Source organism: Pantoea sp. Cy-639, assembly GCF_011752525.1.
In the GTDB taxonomy this organism is placed as follows: domain Bacteria; phylum Pseudomonadota; class Gammaproteobacteria; order Pseudomonadales; family Pseudomonadaceae; genus Aquipseudomonas.
Genome location: NZ_VWXI01000010.1, coordinates 155184 through 176146, shown reverse-complemented (window position 1 = coordinate 176146; position 20963 = coordinate 155184). Strand labels below are relative to the sequence as shown.

The window sequence follows — 20963 nt, the reverse complement described above, 5'->3', positions numbered from 1 at the left end:
CTTATCTGTTGACTTGCAGCCATGTGCCAAGCTGTGAAAAAACCGAAAAACAAACGGGATAATTAAAAATAAATAATAAAAAACAACAGCGCCGGGAGCGTATAACTTGAATGTGCAGCACGCCGACAGCCCGATAAATCACAAGTTCAAATGGACTTGCAAAAACAATACGCCGGTCTAGTTTTGATTTTGTCATCAGCCGTGCCCCCTGCCAGGTGCAGTGCTTGGGAAAGTATCGACTGGGAATAGTTAGTTAGCTGCCTTTTATTGCTGAAACGGAACTCGGAATAAAACAATAAAGAGGGATGCTTGATGAAGCGCAGCCATGGATATCGTGCGCGCTCGAAAAGTGCGCCAACCCGCTATTTCTGGTTGTCATTAGTTGTCTTCTCGGCCTTGGTAATCACCAGCTTCGTGCTGTTCGAACAGCCGATCCAGGCGTTCCTCGCCCAGTTCGCGCTGTACCTGCCTTCGACGCCTGCGCAAAAACTCAACCTGGCGCTGCTGCTGGTCATGTTGCTGGCCCTGGATGTCGTGCTGCCTGTGCCGTCGAGCCTGGTCGCGCTGCTGGCGGTCGCCACCCTTGGCAGCGTCGGCGGCTACCTGGTGATCTTCATTGGCCTGTGCCTGGGTGCCGGGTTCGGCTATGCCTTGGGCGCCGGCTATTTGCGCGTGCTGTCCAGCCGCCTCGGCCTGCACCAGCGCCAACCGGGGCAACTGGCCTATCGGTTAGGCACGCTGTCGCTGATCTGCCTGCGCGGGGTGCCGGTACTGGCGGAAACCTCGGTGGTGGCCGCGGGCATGCAGCGCTATCCATTGCGCCCGTTCCTGCTGGTCACCACCCTGGCCAACGCGGGCCTGGCATTGGCCTACAGCGCCATCGGCAGTCTCCTCGTCGAGCAGAACGCGCTGCTGGTGGCCATCCTTGCCAGCATGGTCCTGCCGGTGGTGTTCATTGCCGCCTGCAGCCTCTTCAACAGTTGGCGCAAGCGCGAGCGGCGCGACACTCTGCACGGGCGCTTCGAGGTCAGCTACGACTACCCAGTGGTGTTCACCGACCACCTGTTCGACCCGCGCAACCCCTGCCTGCGCCAACAACTCACCGCCAGCCACAAAGGCCCGGCGACCGTGCTGGTGTTCGCCGATGAGCAACTGCTGCAGTGTGCGCCACGACTGGCTGGGGAAATCGTCGACTACTTCGCCGCCCATGCTCCCGCGCTGCACCTGCAAGCCGCACCGATCGCCGTGCCGGCCGGGGAACTGAGCAAGGATGGGCAAGTGCTGCAGCAACTGTACGCCGACATGCTGGCCCATGGGCTCGACCGGCATTGCTACGTGCTGGCCCTGGGCGGCGGTGCGGTGCTGGACGCGGTGGGCTATGCCTGCGCCACCTTCCACCGCGGCATGCGCCTGGTCCGTGTGCCGACCACGGTGCTGGCCCAGAACGACGCCGGCATCGGGGTGAAGAACGGCATCAACGCCTTCGAGCAGAAGAACCTGCTGGGGGCGTTCTACCCCGCCAGCGCCGTGATCAACGATTTCCAGCTGCTCACCAGCCTGGGCCACCGCGACCAGATCGCCGGGCTTGCCGAGGCGGTCAAGGTAGCGCTGATCAAGGACCAGGCGTTCTTCCAGTGGATGGAACAGCAGGCCGACGCCCTCGCCCGCTTCGACCATCCGGCCAGCCGCCATGCCATCCACCGCTGCGCCGAACTGCACCTGGGGCACATCACCGGCGCCGGCGATCCGTTCGAACGTGGCAACGGCCGCCCGCTGGACTATGGCCACTGGGCCGCGCACAAGCTGGAAAAGCTCAGCCAGCACCGGCTGCGCCATGGCGAGGCGGTGGCGGTGGGCATGGCCCTGGACGCGCTCTATGCCAATGCCCAGGGCCTGCTCGGCGATGCCGAGAGCGAGCGGGTCATCGGCCTGTTGCTCAGGCTCGGCTTCAACCTGTGCCCGCCGGAACTGGCCCTCAAGGATGGGCAAGGCCGCTCGCGGGTGCTGCTCGGGCTCGAGGAGTTCCGCCAGCACCTCGGCGGTCAGCTGTCGATCCCCATGCTCTGTCGGATCGGCGCGTCGGTCGACCTGCATGAAATCGACGCCGCCGTGATGGAGCAGGCGCTGCAGCGGCTGTCCAGCCGCGGCGCTCTGGCGGTCGCCCTCGGCGAGGGCTGCGCACAATGAATCCGACCCCGCAGTTGAAGACCTGGATGACCGTCGGCCGGGTGTCCAACCTGCCGACCGTGTGGACCAACACCCTGGCCGCCGCCCTGCTCGCCAGCAGCGCCGGTGCCCTGGCGCCGCCCTCGTCGCTGGTGTGGGTCCTGCTGCTGGCCCTGCTGTCGCTGTTGTACCTGGCCGGCATGTTGCTCAACGACCTGCTGGACGCCGACTGGGACCAGCAGCACGACAACCCGCGGCCGCTCACCCTGGGACTGGTCAGCCGGCAGCAGTTGCGCCTGGCCGTCGGCCTGCTGTGGCTGCTGGCCGCGGCCGCGACCCTGGGCCTGACCCGGCTGGTCGAGCAGCCGCACTGGCTGCTGGGCAGCGTCACCCTGCTGGTGGCCTGCATCCTTGGCTACAACCTGCTGCACAAGAAGTACGTCCATAGCGTCTGGCTGATGGGGGCCTGCCGCTCCGCGCTCTACCTCACCGCCGCCGCGAGCCTGGCGATGCCCGCCGAGCCGAGCTGGCTGTGCGCGTTGCTGCTGGGCATCTATATCAGCGGGCTGACCTACCTGGCGCGCCAGGAACACCTCAACCAGTTGCTGAGCCGCGTCCCGCTGTTGCTGATGCTCAGCCCCCTGGCCCTGGCGGGCTACGCCGACAACCTGTGGTTCTGGGCAGTACTGGCGCTGTGGCTGGGTTGGCTCGGCTGGCACTACTGGCGACACCTGGCCGACCCGCATCGACGCCAGGTACGCGCCTTCATCGGTGCCGGACTCGCGGCCCTGCCGCTGTTCGACGCGCTGGTGATGGCCGTGGCCAACCAACCCCTGGGCAGCCTGCTGTGTGTCCTGGTGTTCCTCCTGCTTCCCTATTTCCAGCGCTGGATCAAACCGACATGAACATCGACAACACCGCATCGCCCACGGTGGCGCTCGAGCAGCGTCGCGACTGCCTGGAAGCCCGGCACCAGGCCCTGGCCCAACAGCTCGGGCAACACGAGCTGCGTTGGTGGCACCAGGCACAGGAGCAACTCGGCCAATCCCCCGACGCCCTGACCTGCGCGCGCCTGAGCAGCCAGTGCAAGCGCCAGTTGCGCGAACAGGCGATACCTGACGACGGTGACTGGAGCACACTGCAACTGGCCCGTGCCCTGCTGCTGGCCCGGGCCCTCGGGCAGCAGGCCGCGCAAGACCAGTTGCCACTGCTGCGCCAGTTGTTCCTGTGGGGCGACGACCAGGAAAAAGTCGCCCTGCTCAAGGCCCTCGACTGGCTTGACTGCCACGGGCAGTGCCTGGCCTTGGCCCTGCAGGCCGGACGCACCAGCAACAGCCAGGTGTTCGCCGCGCTGGCCCTGGACACCGCCTACCCGTCGCGCCACTACCCGGAGCGGGCGTTCCACCAACTGGTGCTCAAGGCCCTGGGCATGGGGCTGGACGTACGCCGCCTGCACGGCCTGGCCCAGCGTCACGGCGTCACCCTCAACCAGCTGGCCCTCGACCTGCTCGACGAGCAGCTCGCAGCGCAGCGCCCGGTGTCCCCCGGCCTGCCCCAGGTGATCGCCTTCGAGCTGCTCAGCCCGGCGCAACGCCAGCGCCTGCTCGGCCTGGCCGAGCAGCAACGTTTGCCTCCCGCCTGGCATGACTGCCTAGCCCCCTGCGCAACCTGAACCGCGACGACGTTCTTCCCTGACGAGGATTCACCATGCCCAAGTATTTCGACCCGCATATCCATATGGTCAGCCGCACCACCGACGACTACCAGAACATGGCCGCCGCCGGCATCACCGGGGTCATCGAGCCGGCGTTCTGGCAGGGCCAGGCCAGGACCAGCGTCGGCAGTTTCATCGACTACTTCGACACCCTGCTCGGCTGGGAGCGCTTTCGCGCCAGCATGTTCGGCATCCATCACTTCTGCACCATCGGCCTCAACCCCAAGGAAGCCAACGACCTGTCGGTGGCCGACGAGGTCCTGCAGGTGCTGCCGCGCTACCTGGTGAAGGACGGCGTGGTCGCGGTCGGCGAAATCGGCTACGACGACATCACGCCCGAGGAGGATCGCTTCCTCGCCGCCCAGCTGGACCTGGCCAGGCAGTTCAACCTGCCGGTGCTGGTGCACACCCCACACCGCGACAAGATCGGCGGTACCAAGCGCACCCTGGCGGTGATCCGCGAGGTGGGCATCGCCGAGCACCTGGTGATCATCGACCACCTCAACGAGCTGACCCTGCCGCTGGTACTCGACAGCGACTGCTGGCGCGGCCACTCGATCTACCCCAACACCAAGATGTCCGAACAGCGCATGGTCGCCCTGCTCCAGCAGTACGGCACGGAAAAGATGGTGGTCAATAGCGCCGCCGACTGGGGCATCAGCGACCCGCTCAAGGTGCCCAAGACCGGCCAGGCCATGCTCGGCGCAGGCTTCAGCGAGGCCCAGGTGGAACAGGTGCTGTTCCATAACCCGGTGGACTTCTTCGCCCAGAGCGGCCAGTTGGACAAGGCCCTGGTCGGCACCCCGCTGCCGATCGACCAGCGCCGCCAATGGCAGGAGAACTCGGCCCTGCGTGGCCAGGACCCGGTGATCAAATGACCTGCGCCATGGGCTGGACCGCCACGCAGCTCGGCTATTGCGCCAATGTCCACCCGACCCGCGACCTGGCCGGGCTGCAGGCCTCCATCCTGCGCCACTTCCAGGGCGTGCGCGGGCGGCGCGGGCTGAGCGAGCAGGACAGCGGCCTGTGGATCTGCGCCCACGCCGCCGCCGAGCTGCGCCAGGCGCCCGCGCGCCACGCGTTTGTCGACCTGCTGCGGCGCAGTGGCCTGCGCCTGACCTCGCTCAACGGCTTCCCGTATGGGCAGTTCCATGACGGCGCGGTGAAAGCCGAGGTCTACCTGCCCAGCTGGGCCCAGCCGCAGCGTCTGGCGTACAGCCTGGACCTGGCGCGGATCCTGGCCCAGGCCATGCCGCCCGACTGCCCGCAGGGGGTGATCTCCACCGTGCCGCTGGGCTACGCCGCCACCTGGACCCCGGCCCTGCAACAGCGTGCCGAGCACCACCTGCGTCAGCTCACCGCCGCGCTGGCCCGGCTGCACCTGGAGAGCGGCCGGAAAATCGTGTTCTGCCTGGAGATGGAGCCGGATTGCGTGCTGGAAACCACCCGCCAGGCCATCGATTTCTTCCGTCACTGGCAGTCCAGCGACCCTCACCATGAATACCTGGCGCTGTGTTTCGATGTCTGCCACCAGGCGGTGATGTTCGAGGACTGCTACCAATCGCTCGAACAACTGCGCCAAGCCCGGGTCCCCATCGGCAAGATCCAGCTGTCCAACGCCCTGGTCTGCCGCTTGCCCGCCACGGACGACGCGCACCGCCAGCAGGTGCTCGCCGTGGTCGGCGATTTTTGCGAAACCACCTACCTGCACCAGGTGAAGGCCCGCGACAGCCAGGGGGGCCTGCTGGCCTGGCCGGACCTGCCCGCCGCGCTCGCGGCCTGCAGCCGGGAGTCCGGACGCTACGCCGAGTTGCGGATTCACTTCCATGTTCCGCTGTTCAGCGAGCACCTGCTGCTGCCCGAACTCGGCGCCACCCAGGACGCGTTGTCGCGGACCTTCGACTATCTCGCCGAACACGATGACCTGCGCCCGGTGCTGGAAGTGGAAACCTACAGCTGGGGCGTGCTGCCCGACGCCGTGCGCCCGGCCGACGAGCAGGCCCAGCTCGAAGGGATCGCCGCCGAGCTGCTGTGGGTGGAACAGCAACTGCGCTCGCGGCGACTGCTGCAGGCGCCAGTCCGGGAGGTAGCGCCCCATGCGTTCTGAGCCTGCACGCCGGCCGCTGCTGCTGATCAACGTGGTCGGGTTGACCCCCGCGCTGCTGGGCGCCGCGACACCGCACATCAACCGCCTGCTGCAGAGCGCGCGGATGGCCAGCCTGCAACCGGTGTTTCCTGCCGTCACCTCCACGGTACAAGCCTCGATCCTCACCGGTCAGGCACCGTCGGCGCACGGGATCGTCGGCAATGGCTGGTATTTCCGTGACACCGCCGAGGTGCGTTTCTGGCTGCAGCCCAACGGGCTGATCCAGGGGGAGAAGGTCTGGCAGACCCTCAAACGCGAGCTGCCCGGGTTTCGCTGCAGCCAGCTGTTCTGGTGGTACAACATGTACGCCGACGTCGATGCCGCCATCACCCCGCGCCCCCACTATCCCGCCGACGGCCGCAAGCTGTTCGGCCTGTATTCCTCGCCAGCCGGCCTGCACGAGCAGATCGAGCGGCAAATCGGCACGTTTCCGTTCCCGAGCTTCTGGGGGCCGGCGTCCGGCATCGCCTCGAGCCGCTGGATCGTCGACTGCGCCATCTGCGAGTTCCAGCTCAACCAGCCCGACCTGCAACTGGTCTACCTGCCCCACCTGGACTACAGCCTGCAACGCCTGGGGCCGGATCACCCATCGATCGCCGATGAAGTGCGGGCCATCGATGCCGAGGTCGGCCGCCTGCTGGATTTCGCCCAGGCCCAGGGCGCGGCGGTGATGCTGCTGTCCGAGTACGGCATCGAGGCCGTCGAGCAGTCGCTGTCGATCAATCGCCTGCTGCGCACGGAAGGCTGGCTGCAGGTGCGCCAGTCGCTGACCTGGGAGTTGCTCGACTGTGGGGCCAGCGCGGCCTTCGCCGTGGTCGATCACCAGGTGGCGCACGTTTATATCAGGCGGGCCGAAGATATTCCCCGGGTCAAGGCGCTGCTGCAGCGCCAACCAGGCATCGAGCAGGTACTGGACAAGGCCGCGCAACGGGCCTGGCAGCTGGACCACCCGCGCAGCGGCGAACTGGTGGCGGTGGCCGCAGCGGGGTACTGGTTCGACTACCACTACTGGCTCGACGCGGACAAGGCGCCCGACTTCGCCCGTACCGTGGACATCCACCGCAAGCCCGGCTACGACCCGCTGGAGCTGTTCATCGACCCCGCCATCCGCTTCCCGCGGCTGAGAGTGGCGCGGCGCCTGCTGCAGAAGAAACTCGGTTTTCGCTACTACATGGACCTGATCCCGCTGGATACCCGAATGGTCCGCGGCAGCCATGGCCGCCTACCTGCCAACGAGCAGGTCGCGCCGCTGCTGATCACCGATTGTGACCTGCCGTTGCCGCGCAGCCTGGCGGCAACGGCGGTGAAACAACTGCTCCTGCAGCATTTCCTGGGGCACTCATACACCGAACTGGCCAATGCCAAGGAGCTTCCATGCGGCGCGCCATCTCCCTGACCGTTCTCAGCACATTGGCCGGATTGGCCCATGCCGGGGACACCAACACCTTCGACTGCAGTAATTTCCTGCGGTTTGCCGACAACCTCGAACAGACCCGGGCGCAGTTCGCCCAGGGGCCTGAAGCGCTGAGCTGGAACTGGTTCGTGTGCCTGAACCAGCCGGCGGCCAACAACCTCGATCGGGTCTGGGAAACCTTCAAGCCCTCCGACCAGGTCTACCTGAGCAATGGCGCCGCGCCGCAGCCCTACGGCCAGAGCGTGCCGACTCCAGCCGAGGTGCTCAAGGCCGGCACGGCCATGGGCATGAACCCCGAACGTGCCTTCCACAACCTCAACGCCGTCCAGCAGGTCGACGGCCTGGCGCTGGAGATGGGTGGCGCGGTGCCATCGACCGAGAGTGGCAAGCCGGTGCGTTTCCAACTGCTGATGGGCCAGGACACCTTCGACTACATCGTCAAGGAGCAGGTGTACAACATGAACGGCCAGGCTGCCCTGACCAGCAACCTGGACTTCCCTTCCACTGCCTGGGAGCTGAAGGCTGCCTGGCTGTGGATCGGCGCCGACGCCGGCTACCAGAAGACGCTGCAGGACGATGGCTACTACATCGCCCAGGCCTACTACCTGCAACAGGATGGTTCGTACGCGGTCGGCTATGCCGCGCTCAGCGGCCTGCACGTGATCAACAAGCTCAACCCCGGCTGGGTCTGGACCACCTTCGAGAACCGCAACAACGCCAAGTACACGGTGACCAACGCCATCCCGCCCAAGCCGATGACCAACAGCACCGGGCCGACCACCGCGGCGCAACCGGTCAACCGCGACTTCCAGGGCCAGTACCCGGACCTTGCGCAATACGAGCTGATCGGCACCCAGTTCGAGACCAACCCCAAGCTGCTCGCCAATTCCCAGCTCGAATCCGCCTTCCAGTACCAGTCGTCCTGCTTCGCCTGCCACGGCACGGCCGCCTATTCGAAGCAGAAGGGTTATTACAACTTCGCGCACAAGGAACAGGGCGGCATCGTCTATCCCACCGAACCGGTGCCGGACTCCGCCTTCGCCGGCTACAACAAACTGGACTTTGTCTGGTCGCTGAAGCGCGCCCAGTGGCAACGCTAAGGAGCACGACATGAGCGTATTGAACTTCCCGCGCATCTACCTCAACGGCCATATGTACTGGAACCCGCCGACGGGCAACAACAACGACATGTACCCGTTGTACGACGCGGTCAGGGCCGAGATGAACTGGCGCTTCCTCAAGTACTACAACATCACCCCGGAAAACGCCGCCAGCACCCTGATGCCCTGGACCATCGCCCCGCGGGTGCTGCACGAGGCGCCCGACTACGTCACCCAGGTACCGGGCAACGTCGGGCAGAACCCACCGATCATGATCCCCGGCGAGTGGGACCTGTTCGGCGACAATGCCTGTGGCACCGTCGACTACAAGCAGACCCGCTCCCTGGTCCTGGGTGGCGAACTGCCCGGCGGCGGCTATGTCGACAGCGACGCGCTGATCGGCCAGCCCTTCAACCTGTTCGGCAATCCGTTCGCCAGCCCCAACCCCACGCCTGCCCGGTTCGTCGACGTCAGCCCCTGGCAGAACACCTTCACCGCGCTGTACTTCGACCGGATGGTGCTGGGCAACGACGAGTGCGGGCTGGTCCTCCAGCGCGAGTTCCGCATGCTCGACCGCTTCCTCAACTTCAACTGGGCCGGCAGCCTGGGCGGCCTGATCTACGTGACCACCACCTGGCAGACCTGCTTCCCCAGAGAGAACCTGACCTGGACGGTGGGCGACTCGGTACTTTTGCGCAACCTTCAGCAGCAGATGCTGCAGCAGAACGCCAAGGGCCTGATGTTCCGCTTCTCCACCTTCATGACCTGCTACGACAAGAACGGTGTCTTCAACGACTACCCGCCGATGAACACCCGCTCCACCACGCCCTTGGCCATGGCCGCGATACAGGATATCTACCAGCGGGGCCTGGAGGACACCACCCAGATCGTCTTCAACCCCGCCTACAGCCGCACCGCCGGCACCCTGGGCCTGTGGTTCGACGACGAGTACCCCACCGCGCCGGCTGGGCGGCGGCTGGTCCCGACCGAGAACAAAATGCCGCTGCAGCGCCCTGGCGCGCAGCCGAGCTCGGCGACCCTCGGGGTGCTTTCGGCCGAGGTCCACGGCAACACCTTGTCGCTGGACCTCGGCAACACCTTCCCCAGCTACCCGGTGGACAAGGCCGCGGCCATCCCGGCGCCAGAGAAGTACGACGCAGGCACCTACCAGCTCGGGGTGCGCAACGGCAACCAGTTCACCCCGGTGGTCAGCTTTGGCTACAGCGACTATCAGCAGTCGGCGTTCCGCCTGCGCTCCGGCATTCTCGACCTGCCCCTGAGCGCCGAGGCACAGAAGACGCTGGCCAGTGGTCCCCTGGAGTTGCAACGGGTGGCGGACAGCCCGCTGCTGGCCTCGACCCAGCAGATGTGGACCGCCGAAGTGGTCGAAAGCGGCAGTTTCGTCGACGTGGGCGCCAGCAAGACCCTGCAGATCATGGTGCAGTGCGACGGCAAGCCCGCGCCGGCCGGTACCGTGGTGACCGTGGCGGAATACGGCAACGCCTACATGATGTGCACGACCGATTACTACCTGGCGTTCAGCAACCAGCCTGAGTTCACGCTGTTCATCGACTACCCGGAGAATCGCAAGAACAATACCGCCAACCTGCCGCAGTTCGTCGGTACCGCCGCACTCACCCGCCAGGTGACCGAGGGCACCGGTCGCCAGCTCACGGCCATACGCGATGTCGAGACCATCGGCGACGGCGTGGAGGTCAGCTACCAGGAGTACCTGCCGAGCCCGGGTGCCGTTGCCTTGCGGCCTTGCCTGGCGTTCGAACAGCCGATCCAGTGCGAAGGCACGTTGGAGAAACCGACCAGCACGGTGCATTACAGCACCACGCGGATCACCACCGACGCCAACGGCATCGCCCGCCTGACCGTGCGCGGTGTGGCGCCGGGCTTCCCGACCTTGCGCTTCTTCCTGCCAGACGAGAGCGTGCCGTTCAGCTTCCAGCTGGGCGAGGCCTATGTCGACTTCCTCGCCCCGCTGCGCGTCCTGCCGCTGGAGCCGCAGTTGCAGAAGGACTTCGTCGACACCTGGAACCGCGTCTATCAGGACCAGGATGCCAGCACCCAGATCTGGGAGTCGTTCATCTACCCGCGCATCCTGCAGCCGTACTTCTACCTGTACCCGATCATGAACAAGTACATGCCGCTCAACTCCCTCTCGCGGGTAGAAGGGGCGATCGACCAGTTGATCGTGCTGATCAGCAAGGATTACCAGGAAGAAAGCACGCTGGCGATGCCGATCACCCGGGACATGCCGCAAAGCCGTCGCGCGGTGCTGGAGCTCTGGGCCAACGCGCTGGTGAAACGCAACTACCCACCCTGCGAATTGAGCATGGATGACTACAACCAGGCTTGAGGCGCACGCCACTTGCCCCAGCACACCGGGTGACAGGGCCTGTCACCCGGCATTTCACAGGAGTGTCCCATGAACCTCAGTCTTCTGAACCGCCTGTTGCTGCTGGGCCTGCTGTTCTGCCCCTGGGCCCTGGCCCAGGCAGACAGCGGCGCTGTACCTCTCAGCAGAGCGGTGTACTTCACCAGCGGCGTGCACAACAACGCGGGCTGCAACGCGAGCAATGGCAATTGCATCGCCAAGCGCGCCGACAGTGATCCTTCCGACCCGTTCTTCCCCGCCTACTGGACCAGCGAGTGGACCATGTACCGGGTGATGCGCAACTACCAGCGCAACCCGCCGCCCTACAGCGATCCACCCAGTACCCTGTCACCGTCGGACTACACGGTGTCCCGCGGCACCAGCTACTACGACAGCACCTACATCCCGGCGGACGGCGACGGCTTCGGCGCGATGATGGAGCACTACGAGAAGTACTGCCTGCCGATCTTCCCGATCAAAGACAACAACTACACCTGCTCCTTCGTGTCGCTGGGCAACAAGGCGTACTTCCTGACCTACCCGCAGGACCGCCCCAAGGACATGCCGGCGTGCTGCATGTTCTCGCCCATGAACCATCCGCCGCGCCAGGACTTCGTCAAGCACCTGCCCTATAGCCCCGCGCGCAGCCAGCACCTGGGCGGCAGCGTGCAGGCCTACGCCCTGGACCTCGCCTCGCCCCAGGGGCCGATCCTGTTCGGCTTTGCGTTCTACAAGACCGCCTCGGGACAACCCCCCTTCCGACCGCCGCAGTCGTTCTATTTCTCCGGCGATGCCAGCATCGCCAACGCGCCGATCGTCAGCCAGAACTACCGGGGCTTTCGCCGGGTCCAGCCGGACCCGCGCCAGACCTGGGCCCAGGTCGCGGCCATGTGCCCGTCCAACCCGCCGCCCTGCCAGCTGTTCAACCCGCCCACCCCGCAGAGCAATGGCCGCAAGGCGCAGTGGGACCAATTGACCCTGCCTAAACCCTGAGCCACGACGAGGGATCGCCATGAAAACCCCATTTCGCGTGTCCATGTTGCTGCTGGGCCTGGTGAGCCTGCCGTTGCTGGCCAGGGAACAGGCCATGCCGGCCACCCTGGCCAGCACCCTCGACTGCCAGACGCCCAGCCGCGCACCAGCCGCCGATGCCAGCCAGGCGCAATTCGACCAGTACAGCTGGCAGATGTTCGTGGCCCTGAACTGGCCCGCCATGGCCGGACGTCGCGGCAACCCGGACTGTACCCGGCAGCCCGGTGCCGCCGGCTATACCGTCTGGCAGACCTACAAGACGGTGGCCGAGATCTTCCTGCCCGGCGCGGCCAACCCAGGGCCGTGGAACACCCCGCTGGCCGCCCGCAACCTGAGCATCATCAACATCGCCGCGCTGAAGAACAGCTCCCAGGTCAATGCCGTCGACCAGGCTGTCGGCGGCTGGCTGATCGATCAGGCCGGCAACCCGACCTACTACGACATCTCGGCCAACCAGACGTCCTACAACTACATCCTCGCCAACCAGTTCTACAATGCCGATGTGGTCGGCAAGGCCCGTGACATCCGCTTTCCCTATGGTGCCATCGAGATCAAGTCGAGCTGGCGCATCCTCACCCCCCGCGACAACGCCAGCCGCTACCTGACCCTCAACGCGCAGGTGACCCGGTTCGACAGCCAGGGCCGGCCCATCGGGGTCGGCAACGCCTACCTGGGCCTGGTCGGCCTGCACATCATCACCAAGGCCAGTGGCTACCCGCAGTGGATCTGGTCGACCTTCGAGCAGGTCGACAACGTGCCACCCAAGGCGCAACGCAACGGCCAATGGGTAGACCAGCCAGTCGCCGGGGTGAACTACTCGTACTTCAACCCCAGCGCGCCCGCCGCCAGTCTCAACCAGTCGCCCTGCAACTGGCAGACCCAAGGCGTGCACCTGGTCTGCGTGCCCAAGCCCGGCACCACGTTCCAGACGCCGAACCCGCTGGACCGGCTCTACCCGATCGCCGCCGACACCCAGCAGGTCAATGCCCGTTACCGCAGCGATCCGGGCCTGCAGAACAGCGTGCTGAAGTACTACCAACTGGTCACCACCCAGCGTCCGCGCTTCCCCGACAACCCCGGCAACCCGCTGGGCCAGCCGACTCCGGCGCTCTCGGCCAACGTGACCCTGGAGAGCTACATCCAGCCCAACAGCAGCTGCATGAACTGCCATTCCATGGCCACGCCGGTCAAGAGCCCGTACAAGTCCGACTATTCCTACCTGTTCAAATTCGCCAAGTCGCCGCTCGCGACCCCAACCTGGACGAGGACTGAACCATGAGCATCCTGAATGGCCCGCGCGTGAACTTCTGGGGTGGCATCCGCACCGACGTCAGCCTGCCCAACAACTCACCGAGCATTCCTTACAACGGCAATCCGAACTGGCCGTTGTTCGACCTGACCACCTCGACCCTGGCGCCTGGCGCCCAACCCTATGGCGACGACCAGCTCAACAGCATGATCAACGCGCCCACCGGCGACTACTACACCGCCGGCGGCTGGAATCACTATGGCCAGCATGTGGTCGACCTGCAGGATGCCAAGATCAGTTCCCAAGGCAGCCCAGGCAGCGTCGCCACCACCGGCGACCTGGTGGGCAGGCCGGTCTACCTGCTCGGCTCGACCGATCCACTCACCGGCCAGGGGCCGGTGTCCGGACCGATGATGGTGGATCTGGACCCGACCTCCACGACCACCACGCAGATCTTCGTCGGCGGCCTGCAGATCGGCGGCAACGATGACGTACAACTGCTGGTCAAGTGCAACACCGTGTGCAGCAGCCTGGATGTGAAGAAGCGCGTGCTGCTGCCCAGCTCGATGGACGCGCCAGGCTCGTTTCGCCTGAGTGGCACGTTCCAACTGACCTTCCCGTTGAGCAGCATCGTCAGCTGGAACAAGAACAGCGCAGGCCTGCGCGCGATCATCAACGCCCCGGGGGCGACCGGGATCGTGCTGCGCTTCGTGATGTTCGAGATGTGCCCTGCGATGACCACCGCGCAACTGGACGCCGACTATGCCGCCGGCCGCTATACCCCGAACCCGAGCATTGGTCGGGTCGTCGGCACCCTGGCCCCGGCCTTCGCCGGCGAGCCGGCCAGTTGCCAGGCGGGCCGCCAGTTGGTCAATCGGGACACCGGCAGCACCGGCTATGCCGACCTGGCCGGCAATGGTTTCTTCAGCATCGACATGGTCAACCTCATCCCGAAAGAGACCTTCAGGGCCATCCGCGACGACATCACCAGTCCCATCGGGCCCAATGCGAACTACGGCCTGGTCAGTATCGCCGCAGGCTCGACCCCGCTGGGCACCCTCGACCCGAAGGCCAACCCACTGCTCAACTACTACGTGTACGGTGGCCTCGTCGACCTGCCCATGACCAGCAACCAGCTCAATGCGCTGCGGACCAATCCGCTGAGTCTCAACGCCCCCGGCACAGTCGCCGGCACCGGCCTGGCCGTCACCGAGTCGGTCTATCGGGTGTACGCCGACCAGCGCAACGTCTACCTCGAGGACTACCCCAACGGCCTGCCGATCACGCTCCAGGTCCGCTACCTCGGGGGCGCAGTCCAGCACCCCGCTGAGATCGACATCAAGGGCGCGCCTTCGGGACCGTCCTACCTGGCGCCGCAATACTGGCGTTTCCTCGACTACCCGAGCTCGATCACGGTGAACACCGGCCAGCTCGCCGTCAGCCTGAAGGTGGGGGTGAAATCCGGCACCACCGCCCAGGCCGGCTTTGTCGCGCTGACCTACACCGTCAACGGCCAGGCCAATGGCGGCTACTTCACCAACCTGCGCAAGTATGCCCAGACCGACTTCGGCATCCCCAGGGGCAGCCGCATCACCTGGCAGCAGGTGTACCCGAACGTGCTGCGCTTCCACTACCTGGCATTCCCCGCCATGTCGCGCTTCATTCCACTGAACCAGCCCGACGCGATCATGGCCGCCAAGGCGCCGATCCTTGCCCGCACCGCGGACGCCTACAAGGGCACCACGCTGTACATGCCCGTGGTCCGCTCGATGTCGCCCAGCCAGCGTGCGCTGCTGCGCGCCTACCTGACCGGCGAGCCCTGGCAGCCGCCGCAGTAGCCACGCCCCTGACCAGCCCTGGGAGAGTGCCCATGCCATCGATCGAGATACCGCCATCGCCCCGCGAGACCCTGCGCCCCAGCGCGATCATCGCCGAGGACCTGCTCAACCCCCGCGGCCTGTGCCTGCAAACCGACGGCAGCCTGCTGCTGGCCGAAGCAGGCTCGGGCCAGGCCGAGCAACCGTTCAGCGGCCGGCTCAGCCGGCTGCGCCCGGACCCGGACACCCCCGGCGGCTACCTGCCCCGCGAAACCGTGGCGCAAGGTTTCCGCGCCATGAACATGCAGGCGCGCATGCTGCGCGATGAAGTCATGGGGTTGTCGGACATCGCCTGCGGTGACGGCCACTGCCTGGCCAGCCAGACCGACTATGTCGGCGGCTCGTGTCTGCTCGACCTGCAGTTCAGCCCGCCCGAGCCGATCTTCCATAGCCACGGCAACCTCAACGCACTGTGCTACTACCCGCCCCGGCGCAGTTGGCTGGCGGTCAAGCCGGACACCAACCAGTTGGTGGAGTTCAGCGCCGGCCAGCCGGAATGCGTGCTGGTGCAGTTGCCGGAACTGGCGCAAGGCCAGGAAGCGGTGCCCGTCACCCTGGTCCATGAACCGGCCACGGACGCCGTGCTGATCAGTCTGTTCTCCGGTGAACTGCACGGCGATCCGGGCCGCAAGGGCATCGACTTTGCCGCGCGGGCCGGCCAGGTGATCCGGGTCTGGCCGGCCAGCGGGCATATCGAGGTGCTGGTACGCGGCCTGCAACTGCCCACCGGCCTGGCGCTGACCGTCGAAGGCAACCTGCTGGTGCTGGAACTCTGCGACAGCCTGCAGCAGCCCCTGCCCGCCAGCTGGAGCGGTGAGACCCTGCATGGCGGGTTCACCCGTTTCAGCGGGAGACTGCTGCAGTGCGACCTGGGCAACGACCAGGTGACGGTGCTTGCCCGTGGCCTGGATACGCCGTCCAACCTGTGTCGGGTACAGGACACTGTGCTGGTCAGCGAGGGCATGGGCCTGGTGGGCCGCACGCTGCCGGGGCCGCATGGCGCTGAGGTGCCCTTGCGTGGCTGGTTGCGGCGGGTGCAGCTCTGACCGGGGGAAAGGCAGGTGACCGACCCGGGATGTTCACGGCGTGCCCGCGCGCCTTGAACATCCCGAGCAGCGGGCCCGGGCTTTGCCCAGATGCTTGTGCAAGAACGGCACAGTCTGGGCCACCGCAATCAATCTTGAGCTGCAGAGGCCCCCGGGGACAGGGGCTCATCGGCTCCACTGCTGGCCTGCGGTTCACCCTCGGCCCCCAGTGCGGCGATGGTCAGTTCCTCCATCAATTGATGCTGTGCGGCCCGCCGAGCATCTCGCACGCGATTCATTTCAGTCACCCGCTCACCGTCCATGACGGTGTGCTCATCCATCAGTGCAGCCAGTTGCTCATGAAAAGGCGCATCGACAGTCTCGAACCGTGCTCTATAGGTCTGCTGCAAATGGTCCTGCCAGAATGAACGCTCTACAAGAGAGGCAGCAATTGCAGCTGACGTTTCTGCTTCCTGGACACGCGCCAGTGCAGCTGCGACACGCGCCTCGTCCACCCGTGCCGCCCTCCTGAACAGCATGTCACCTGGTTGCACAGGTAAGTCGAGCGTATCGCGCAAGGAGATTCGATAGGCCAACCCGACCTCGATTTCATCAGGATCCGCCCCGCCTGCACGCCGGGCTTGTACATCCTCGATTGCGATGAGGTTTACCTGGTCCAGGCGCCACAACTGTCGCCCCAGATGCAGCAAGCCTTCCTCTCTGTTATCGACACTGCGTTGCGTCTGCCACACCAGCATGCGCAGCTCCAGGTTGCTGAAACAAAGCGCCGCACCGTCCTGACAATTGGTTTCGCCCACTTCATTGAACAGCTCCTCGCGCAAGCTGGTGTGTTCCGACATGGCCATGATCATCGCGTAGACGCGCTCCGCCAATGCTTGCGGGCGTTGATGAAAATCGGCCGAACGCAGCAACAGCGTGAGCATGGAGAAAAACTCACCTGCCCGAGGTGCAGACTGGACATTGTCCCAGCACAATGAAAATACCCCTCTGCGGGTGCTCTGACAGGCATCCAGCCAACGTTGACGAGAATGCTGGGTATCGACGACCACCTCTTCACGGAGTGTTCCCACGGTTTCCATGGAGACACGCAAGCGCAAGCTCTGCGCCTCGGTCAACGGATTACCCCTCAGTAGAATGCTGCGGCGTATCCACCCGGGCGCTCGGTAGAAGTGCTCAGGCAACTCAACAATCTGATTGTCACGCAAATCGGCCAGAAGCAAGTCCGGTCTATCCGTCAGTGCATTAGGTAGATCGCGGATCCCCGTACTGCGCATATGCAATCGGCGCAGCCGGCCAAGTCCGCTCAACGAGAACGCGCGCCCAAGTGGATTGAACGACAAGTTGACGTACTCCAGAGCCTCACAACATGCCAGGATGGTTGCTTGAGCCGGACTCAGCACGATCTGGTTAGCGAACAGGTCCAGGTTACGCAGTGTTCTTATCTGCATGAGCTGCAACGGCAGTTGGGTGAGCTGATTGCCTGGGAGCTCTAATGTGCTGAGGTTTGGAAACGCCCGTATGAACTGTTCGGGCAATGCTGTAAGGCCCACTTCAAACAGTGCCAGCTCGGTGACATGAGCGAAACGGACCTGCTCGGGCAGGTCAGGCAGCACCGGCAGTGACAAGTTGAAGACAGCCCAACGATAACTCTGGGTTTGCTCGATGGATGAACCTGGGAAAGTGAGACGGCGCTGCCAGCAACTGAGCAGCGAATCGCGCAACTCTCGCCGAGCAATGCGCTGCGCCCCTGCAGGAGAACGCATTTGCCACTGATGAAGACGGGTCCCAAGCGCCTCCAGCTCCTGCCCCAACCTCGACAATTCCGGCTCCAGATTCAACCCCGCGGCCTGCACGTCGTTGATCCAAGTCGTGGTTTGCTCATCAGTGAACGAGGGATATAACGCTCGAACCGTGGCAAACAGCGCTTGCGGTCGCCGGCTATTCGATGCACCTGCTTCTCCCCGCCCAGTCAGTGGATAACCGATGCGCCCGTCCTGTAAACGCTGGGGCGGCCTGAACCATACTTCGTTGTCCAGGCGCTGCCCAAACAATGCCTGGACTTCTGCGCGCCGGGCTTTGACGTGCCGGCCCAGCAGAACCCGCAGGTTATGGGCAACCGGATCGCCCACTCCCAGGGCCTGCCGCTGTTCCTGGTCATAGGCTGAGGCCATGACTTCGAACAATTCCCCCGGAGCCCCCGTGGCTCTCCCTTGATCATCAAGCAGTTGAAAGCGCCCGGCACGATGCAACAGTCCGTAGTGTCGAGCACCGTGTTCACTCGCCAGCAACTCGAGGTTCGCCTCGCGCCCAGGCTCAAATAGCCGCCAGCGAATGCCGGTGGAGGCATTGGGCAGGTACTTGCTCATTGCTACCGCCGCTCTTGCGGTATCCGCATCTTGCGCAGAGTCGATCACAAAGGCCTCGAAGGCTCTTGCTGTGCGTATCCGCTGAACACAGTCGTGGGCAGCTTCCGACAGCCGCAATGAAATGCGCCCATCGACTTCCAGCAAACGACGATCGGCGACACTGGCAGCGTTCAGCAATTCTCTCGCCGCCGGTCCGTGCAAACTGCTGAATGCCCTGCGCAAGAGCGCCACACTCGGTGAGTCTGCTTCTTGCGCACTGTCGTACAGCCGTTGGAACAGCTCACGTCGCCGACTCGACATGTGCTCCGCCAAGCCTGCATCGCTGTTCGTGATGCTTTCCAGCATACTGCGGGCATGTCCCAGCACGACTTGATCCGTTACCGTTTCACCTGACTGAAGCTCACCAATGACATTGCGAATGCGCTGATCCAGTTTGATGCGTAACACCGTGTCCAATAGTGCGGAATCAGGTGGCTGACCATGGACATGCAGTGCTCGCAGATGGTCTGCATCCAACGCATGTGCCGCCAAAGCCTGGTCTACCTGCTCATCATCCAGTCCCCGAACTTGCTCGCCAAGACGGCGAAACATGACGTGGCGGTCATCCCACTGGGCAGGCTGTTCACTCCACAGACGCCAGGCACCTGCGCCGTTGTGGCATAGCAACGGCGCGTGAGACTCTCGAGCCGAGAGCCGCCAGTCGCCCGTCGTCGTTCGTTGCTCCACTGCGTAATAGCCGCCGTCGATTTCCACCCATGCACGCTCTCCCAGGCGATGGATACCCTGGGCGTCCCGAACAGCGCCAGGTGCCGGAGCGGCAACGCGAAACGGGGTCAGGTCCTGGTTCCACAGTCTGACCGTGCCATCTTCAAGTTGAGCGGGTACCAGTTCATCCACTAGCGTGGCGCCCTGCCATATACGCCGGGTCAATAGCAGACCCGCCGATGTCAGCGTCATCGTCGCGACATCCCCCGCTACGTTGAGCAGGTGGCCCAGCGCTTCGTTGTCGTCCCCTTCCCGCCATGCCGCCATGCCATGGTAGACCTCGCCCAGCAGCTTCCAGGCCGTGATGGCAAGCAACCCTGCGCCAATGGCAGGCACGAACAGGCCTGCCAGGTTCAGGAGTGTCCAGCCCTCGGCAGCCAGGCGCCGGTCATGTGCGGCTTCGACTTCTCGATCCAGCTTCGCCACCGGTACGGCAATCAGGGATGCATCATCTTTGATCTGGGCAATACGCGCTGTCGCCAACGTATTGAACAGCGGCATGCCATACGGTTCGAGCGTTTCATCGAGATCGTAATTGGCAAGCGTTGCCAGGTCGGCATAGGCCGGAATGATTTCGCCATAGAAAGCCTGGCTATCGCGCCGACATACAAACCGACTGAAGAATGCCTGGTAGGCAGGCTCGCGTAGCCGTCGGCCCAGTGCGTTGGCGAAATCCCGCAGGCTATCGAACGCACACCACGCCCCCTGCTCATCATCCGGAATGTGCACGAGGACGCGCTTTACCGTGTTACGGATAAAGCCTTCGTCCATGACCGCGAGCACGACGATCTGCTGCATTGCATAACCCAGCAACTGCAGGCGATTGGCGACGACAAGATCACCGTTGAGCCGACCCAGTACGTCGTCATTGCAAAGCTCGACGATCAGCTGCAGCTCAGCCCCCGTCAGCACGCCTTTGAGCTTGGCCTCATAGGCATCAACCAACAGCGCATCACGCTGAGTGTCGGCCAATAAGCGCGGTGCTGCCGAGGGCTGATCGAACCCGACTGCAGGCTGCAACACCGTGTCCAGATGACGTTGATACTGTGCGCCCAGATCCAGTTCTCGACAAAAACGCGCAAACTGGTCTGCGCCAGGTGGTGTTACGTCTCCCTGTCGAGGGTTCAGCAGGCGGTTTCCCCTGGGCTGCGCCCCCTCCTGGGTTCTATCCGATGCGCATTGCGCCTCGGTGAAATTACGCAAGGCAACCTCCACAAGAGGCATCGGCTCGTACTTCACTTCGCTCAGGTGCGCTCCGACGGGTATCGAGTTGATCACGATCTCCCGTTTGCCAACCAACATTTCCCAACGGCGAACGTTGTACTCGTGACCGAACTTCGTCTGCATTTGCGACGCAAGAATCGGCGTTGCGAACGTATCGATACCCTCAAGCTGCGCCATCACCCTGGAAAGCTTGCGACGAGTATCCAGGCTGCGTCGCAGCGCAATCCGAAGCTGTTGCAGTTCTTGCGCTGAAGCTGCCGTCAACCAGCCCGGGAGGCGCTTGGCGATGATGCTGTCTTGGTAGGCTTGCGCCAACGCGAGTGCGTCGGGAACGGTGGATGCTTGATCTGCCTGCATGGTGTTGCCCAATAGGATGAGTGGACAATCAACCTATGGGAGTGCCCGACGGGAAGGGGCTAAACAGTTAGCACCAATGTTTGGAACCTCTCATTTCATGCCAATGTGCAAAAGTTTCGTG

General features: G+C 64.4%; 13 protein-coding genes. 12 read left to right on the top strand and 1 reads right to left on the bottom strand.

Going from position 1 to position 20963, the window contains the following annotated elements:
• Positions 1-312 precede the first annotated feature (312 nt).
• The 12 genes from F3J43_RS14480 (at position 313) to F3J43_RS14425 (ending at position 16130) form a co-directional block, all read left to right on the top strand.
• Positions 313-2187, top strand: coding sequence for a 3-dehydroquinate synthase (locus F3J43_RS14480; RefSeq protein ID WP_166887481.1), 1875 nt, complete (start codon positions 313-315; stop codon positions 2185-2187).
• Positions 2184-3071 (top strand): UbiA family prenyltransferase, encoded by an 888-nt coding sequence (locus F3J43_RS14475; protein ID WP_166887477.1) that lies wholly within the window; start codon positions 2184-2186, stop codon positions 3069-3071. The genes F3J43_RS14480 and F3J43_RS14475 overlap by 4 nt, the downstream gene beginning before the upstream one ends.
• The gene (locus F3J43_RS14470) at positions 3068-3838 is read left to right on the top strand and encodes an EboA domain-containing protein (RefSeq protein WP_166887474.1); all 771 of its coding nucleotides are present in this window, start codon (positions 3068-3070) and stop codon (positions 3836-3838) included. Before F3J43_RS14475 ends, F3J43_RS14470 begins: the two co-directional genes overlap by 4 nt.
• 35 nt (positions 3839-3873) lie before the next feature.
• Entirely contained in the window at positions 3874-4758 is an 885-nt protein-coding gene (locus F3J43_RS14465; protein WP_166887471.1) for a TatD family hydrolase, read from the top strand.
• On the top strand, positions 4755-5987 hold the full coding sequence (eboE, locus tag F3J43_RS14460) for a metabolite traffic protein EboE (protein ID WP_166887468.1): 1233 nt from the start codon (positions 4755-4757) through the stop codon (positions 5985-5987). Before F3J43_RS14465 ends, eboE begins: the two co-directional genes overlap by 4 nt.
• Positions 5977-7422, top strand: coding sequence for an alkaline phosphatase family protein (locus F3J43_RS14455; protein ID WP_166887464.1), 1446 nt, complete (start codon positions 5977-5979; stop codon positions 7420-7422). Before eboE ends, F3J43_RS14455 begins: the two co-directional genes overlap by 11 nt.
• Positions 7401-8540 carry a hypothetical protein gene (locus tag F3J43_RS14450; RefSeq protein ID WP_166887460.1) on the top strand — a complete coding sequence of 380 codons (1140 nt, stop codon included), beginning with the start codon at positions 7401-7403 and terminating at the stop codon, positions 8538-8540. The genes F3J43_RS14455 and F3J43_RS14450 overlap by 22 nt, the downstream gene beginning before the upstream one ends.
• A 10-nt stretch (positions 8541-8550) precedes the next feature.
• Positions 8551-10908, top strand: coding sequence for a hypothetical protein (locus tag F3J43_RS14445; RefSeq protein WP_166887457.1), 2358 nt, complete (start codon positions 8551-8553; stop codon positions 10906-10908).
• A 69-nt stretch (positions 10909-10977) separates the two neighbouring features.
• Positions 10978-11919: a hypothetical protein gene (locus tag F3J43_RS14440; protein WP_166887454.1), complete on the top strand. Its 942-nt coding sequence runs from the start codon at positions 10978-10980 to the stop codon at positions 11917-11919.
• 19 nt (positions 11920-11938) lie between these two features.
• Positions 11939-13237 carry a hypothetical protein gene (locus tag F3J43_RS14435; RefSeq protein ID WP_166887451.1) on the top strand — a complete coding sequence of 433 codons (1299 nt, stop codon included), beginning with the start codon at positions 11939-11941 and terminating at the stop codon, positions 13235-13237.
• The gene (locus tag F3J43_RS14430) at positions 13234-15045 is read left to right on the top strand and encodes a hypothetical protein (RefSeq protein WP_166887447.1); all 1812 of its coding nucleotides are present in this window, start codon (positions 13234-13236) and stop codon (positions 15043-15045) included. The genes F3J43_RS14435 and F3J43_RS14430 overlap by 4 nt, the downstream gene beginning before the upstream one ends.
• Before the next feature lie 32 nt (positions 15046-15077).
• Positions 15078-16130, top strand: a complete 1053-nt coding sequence (locus F3J43_RS14425; RefSeq protein ID WP_166887444.1) for a hypothetical protein — start codon at positions 15078-15080, stop codon at positions 16128-16130.
• A 128-nt stretch (positions 16131-16258) separates the two neighbouring features.
• On the opposite strand, the gene F3J43_RS14420 is transcribed toward F3J43_RS14425, so the two are convergent.
• Positions 16259-20842: an NEL-type E3 ubiquitin ligase domain-containing protein gene (locus F3J43_RS14420; RefSeq protein WP_166887441.1), complete on the bottom strand. Its 4584-nt coding sequence runs from the start codon at positions 20840-20842 to the stop codon at positions 16259-16261.
• Positions 20843-20963: the final 121 nt, after the last annotated feature.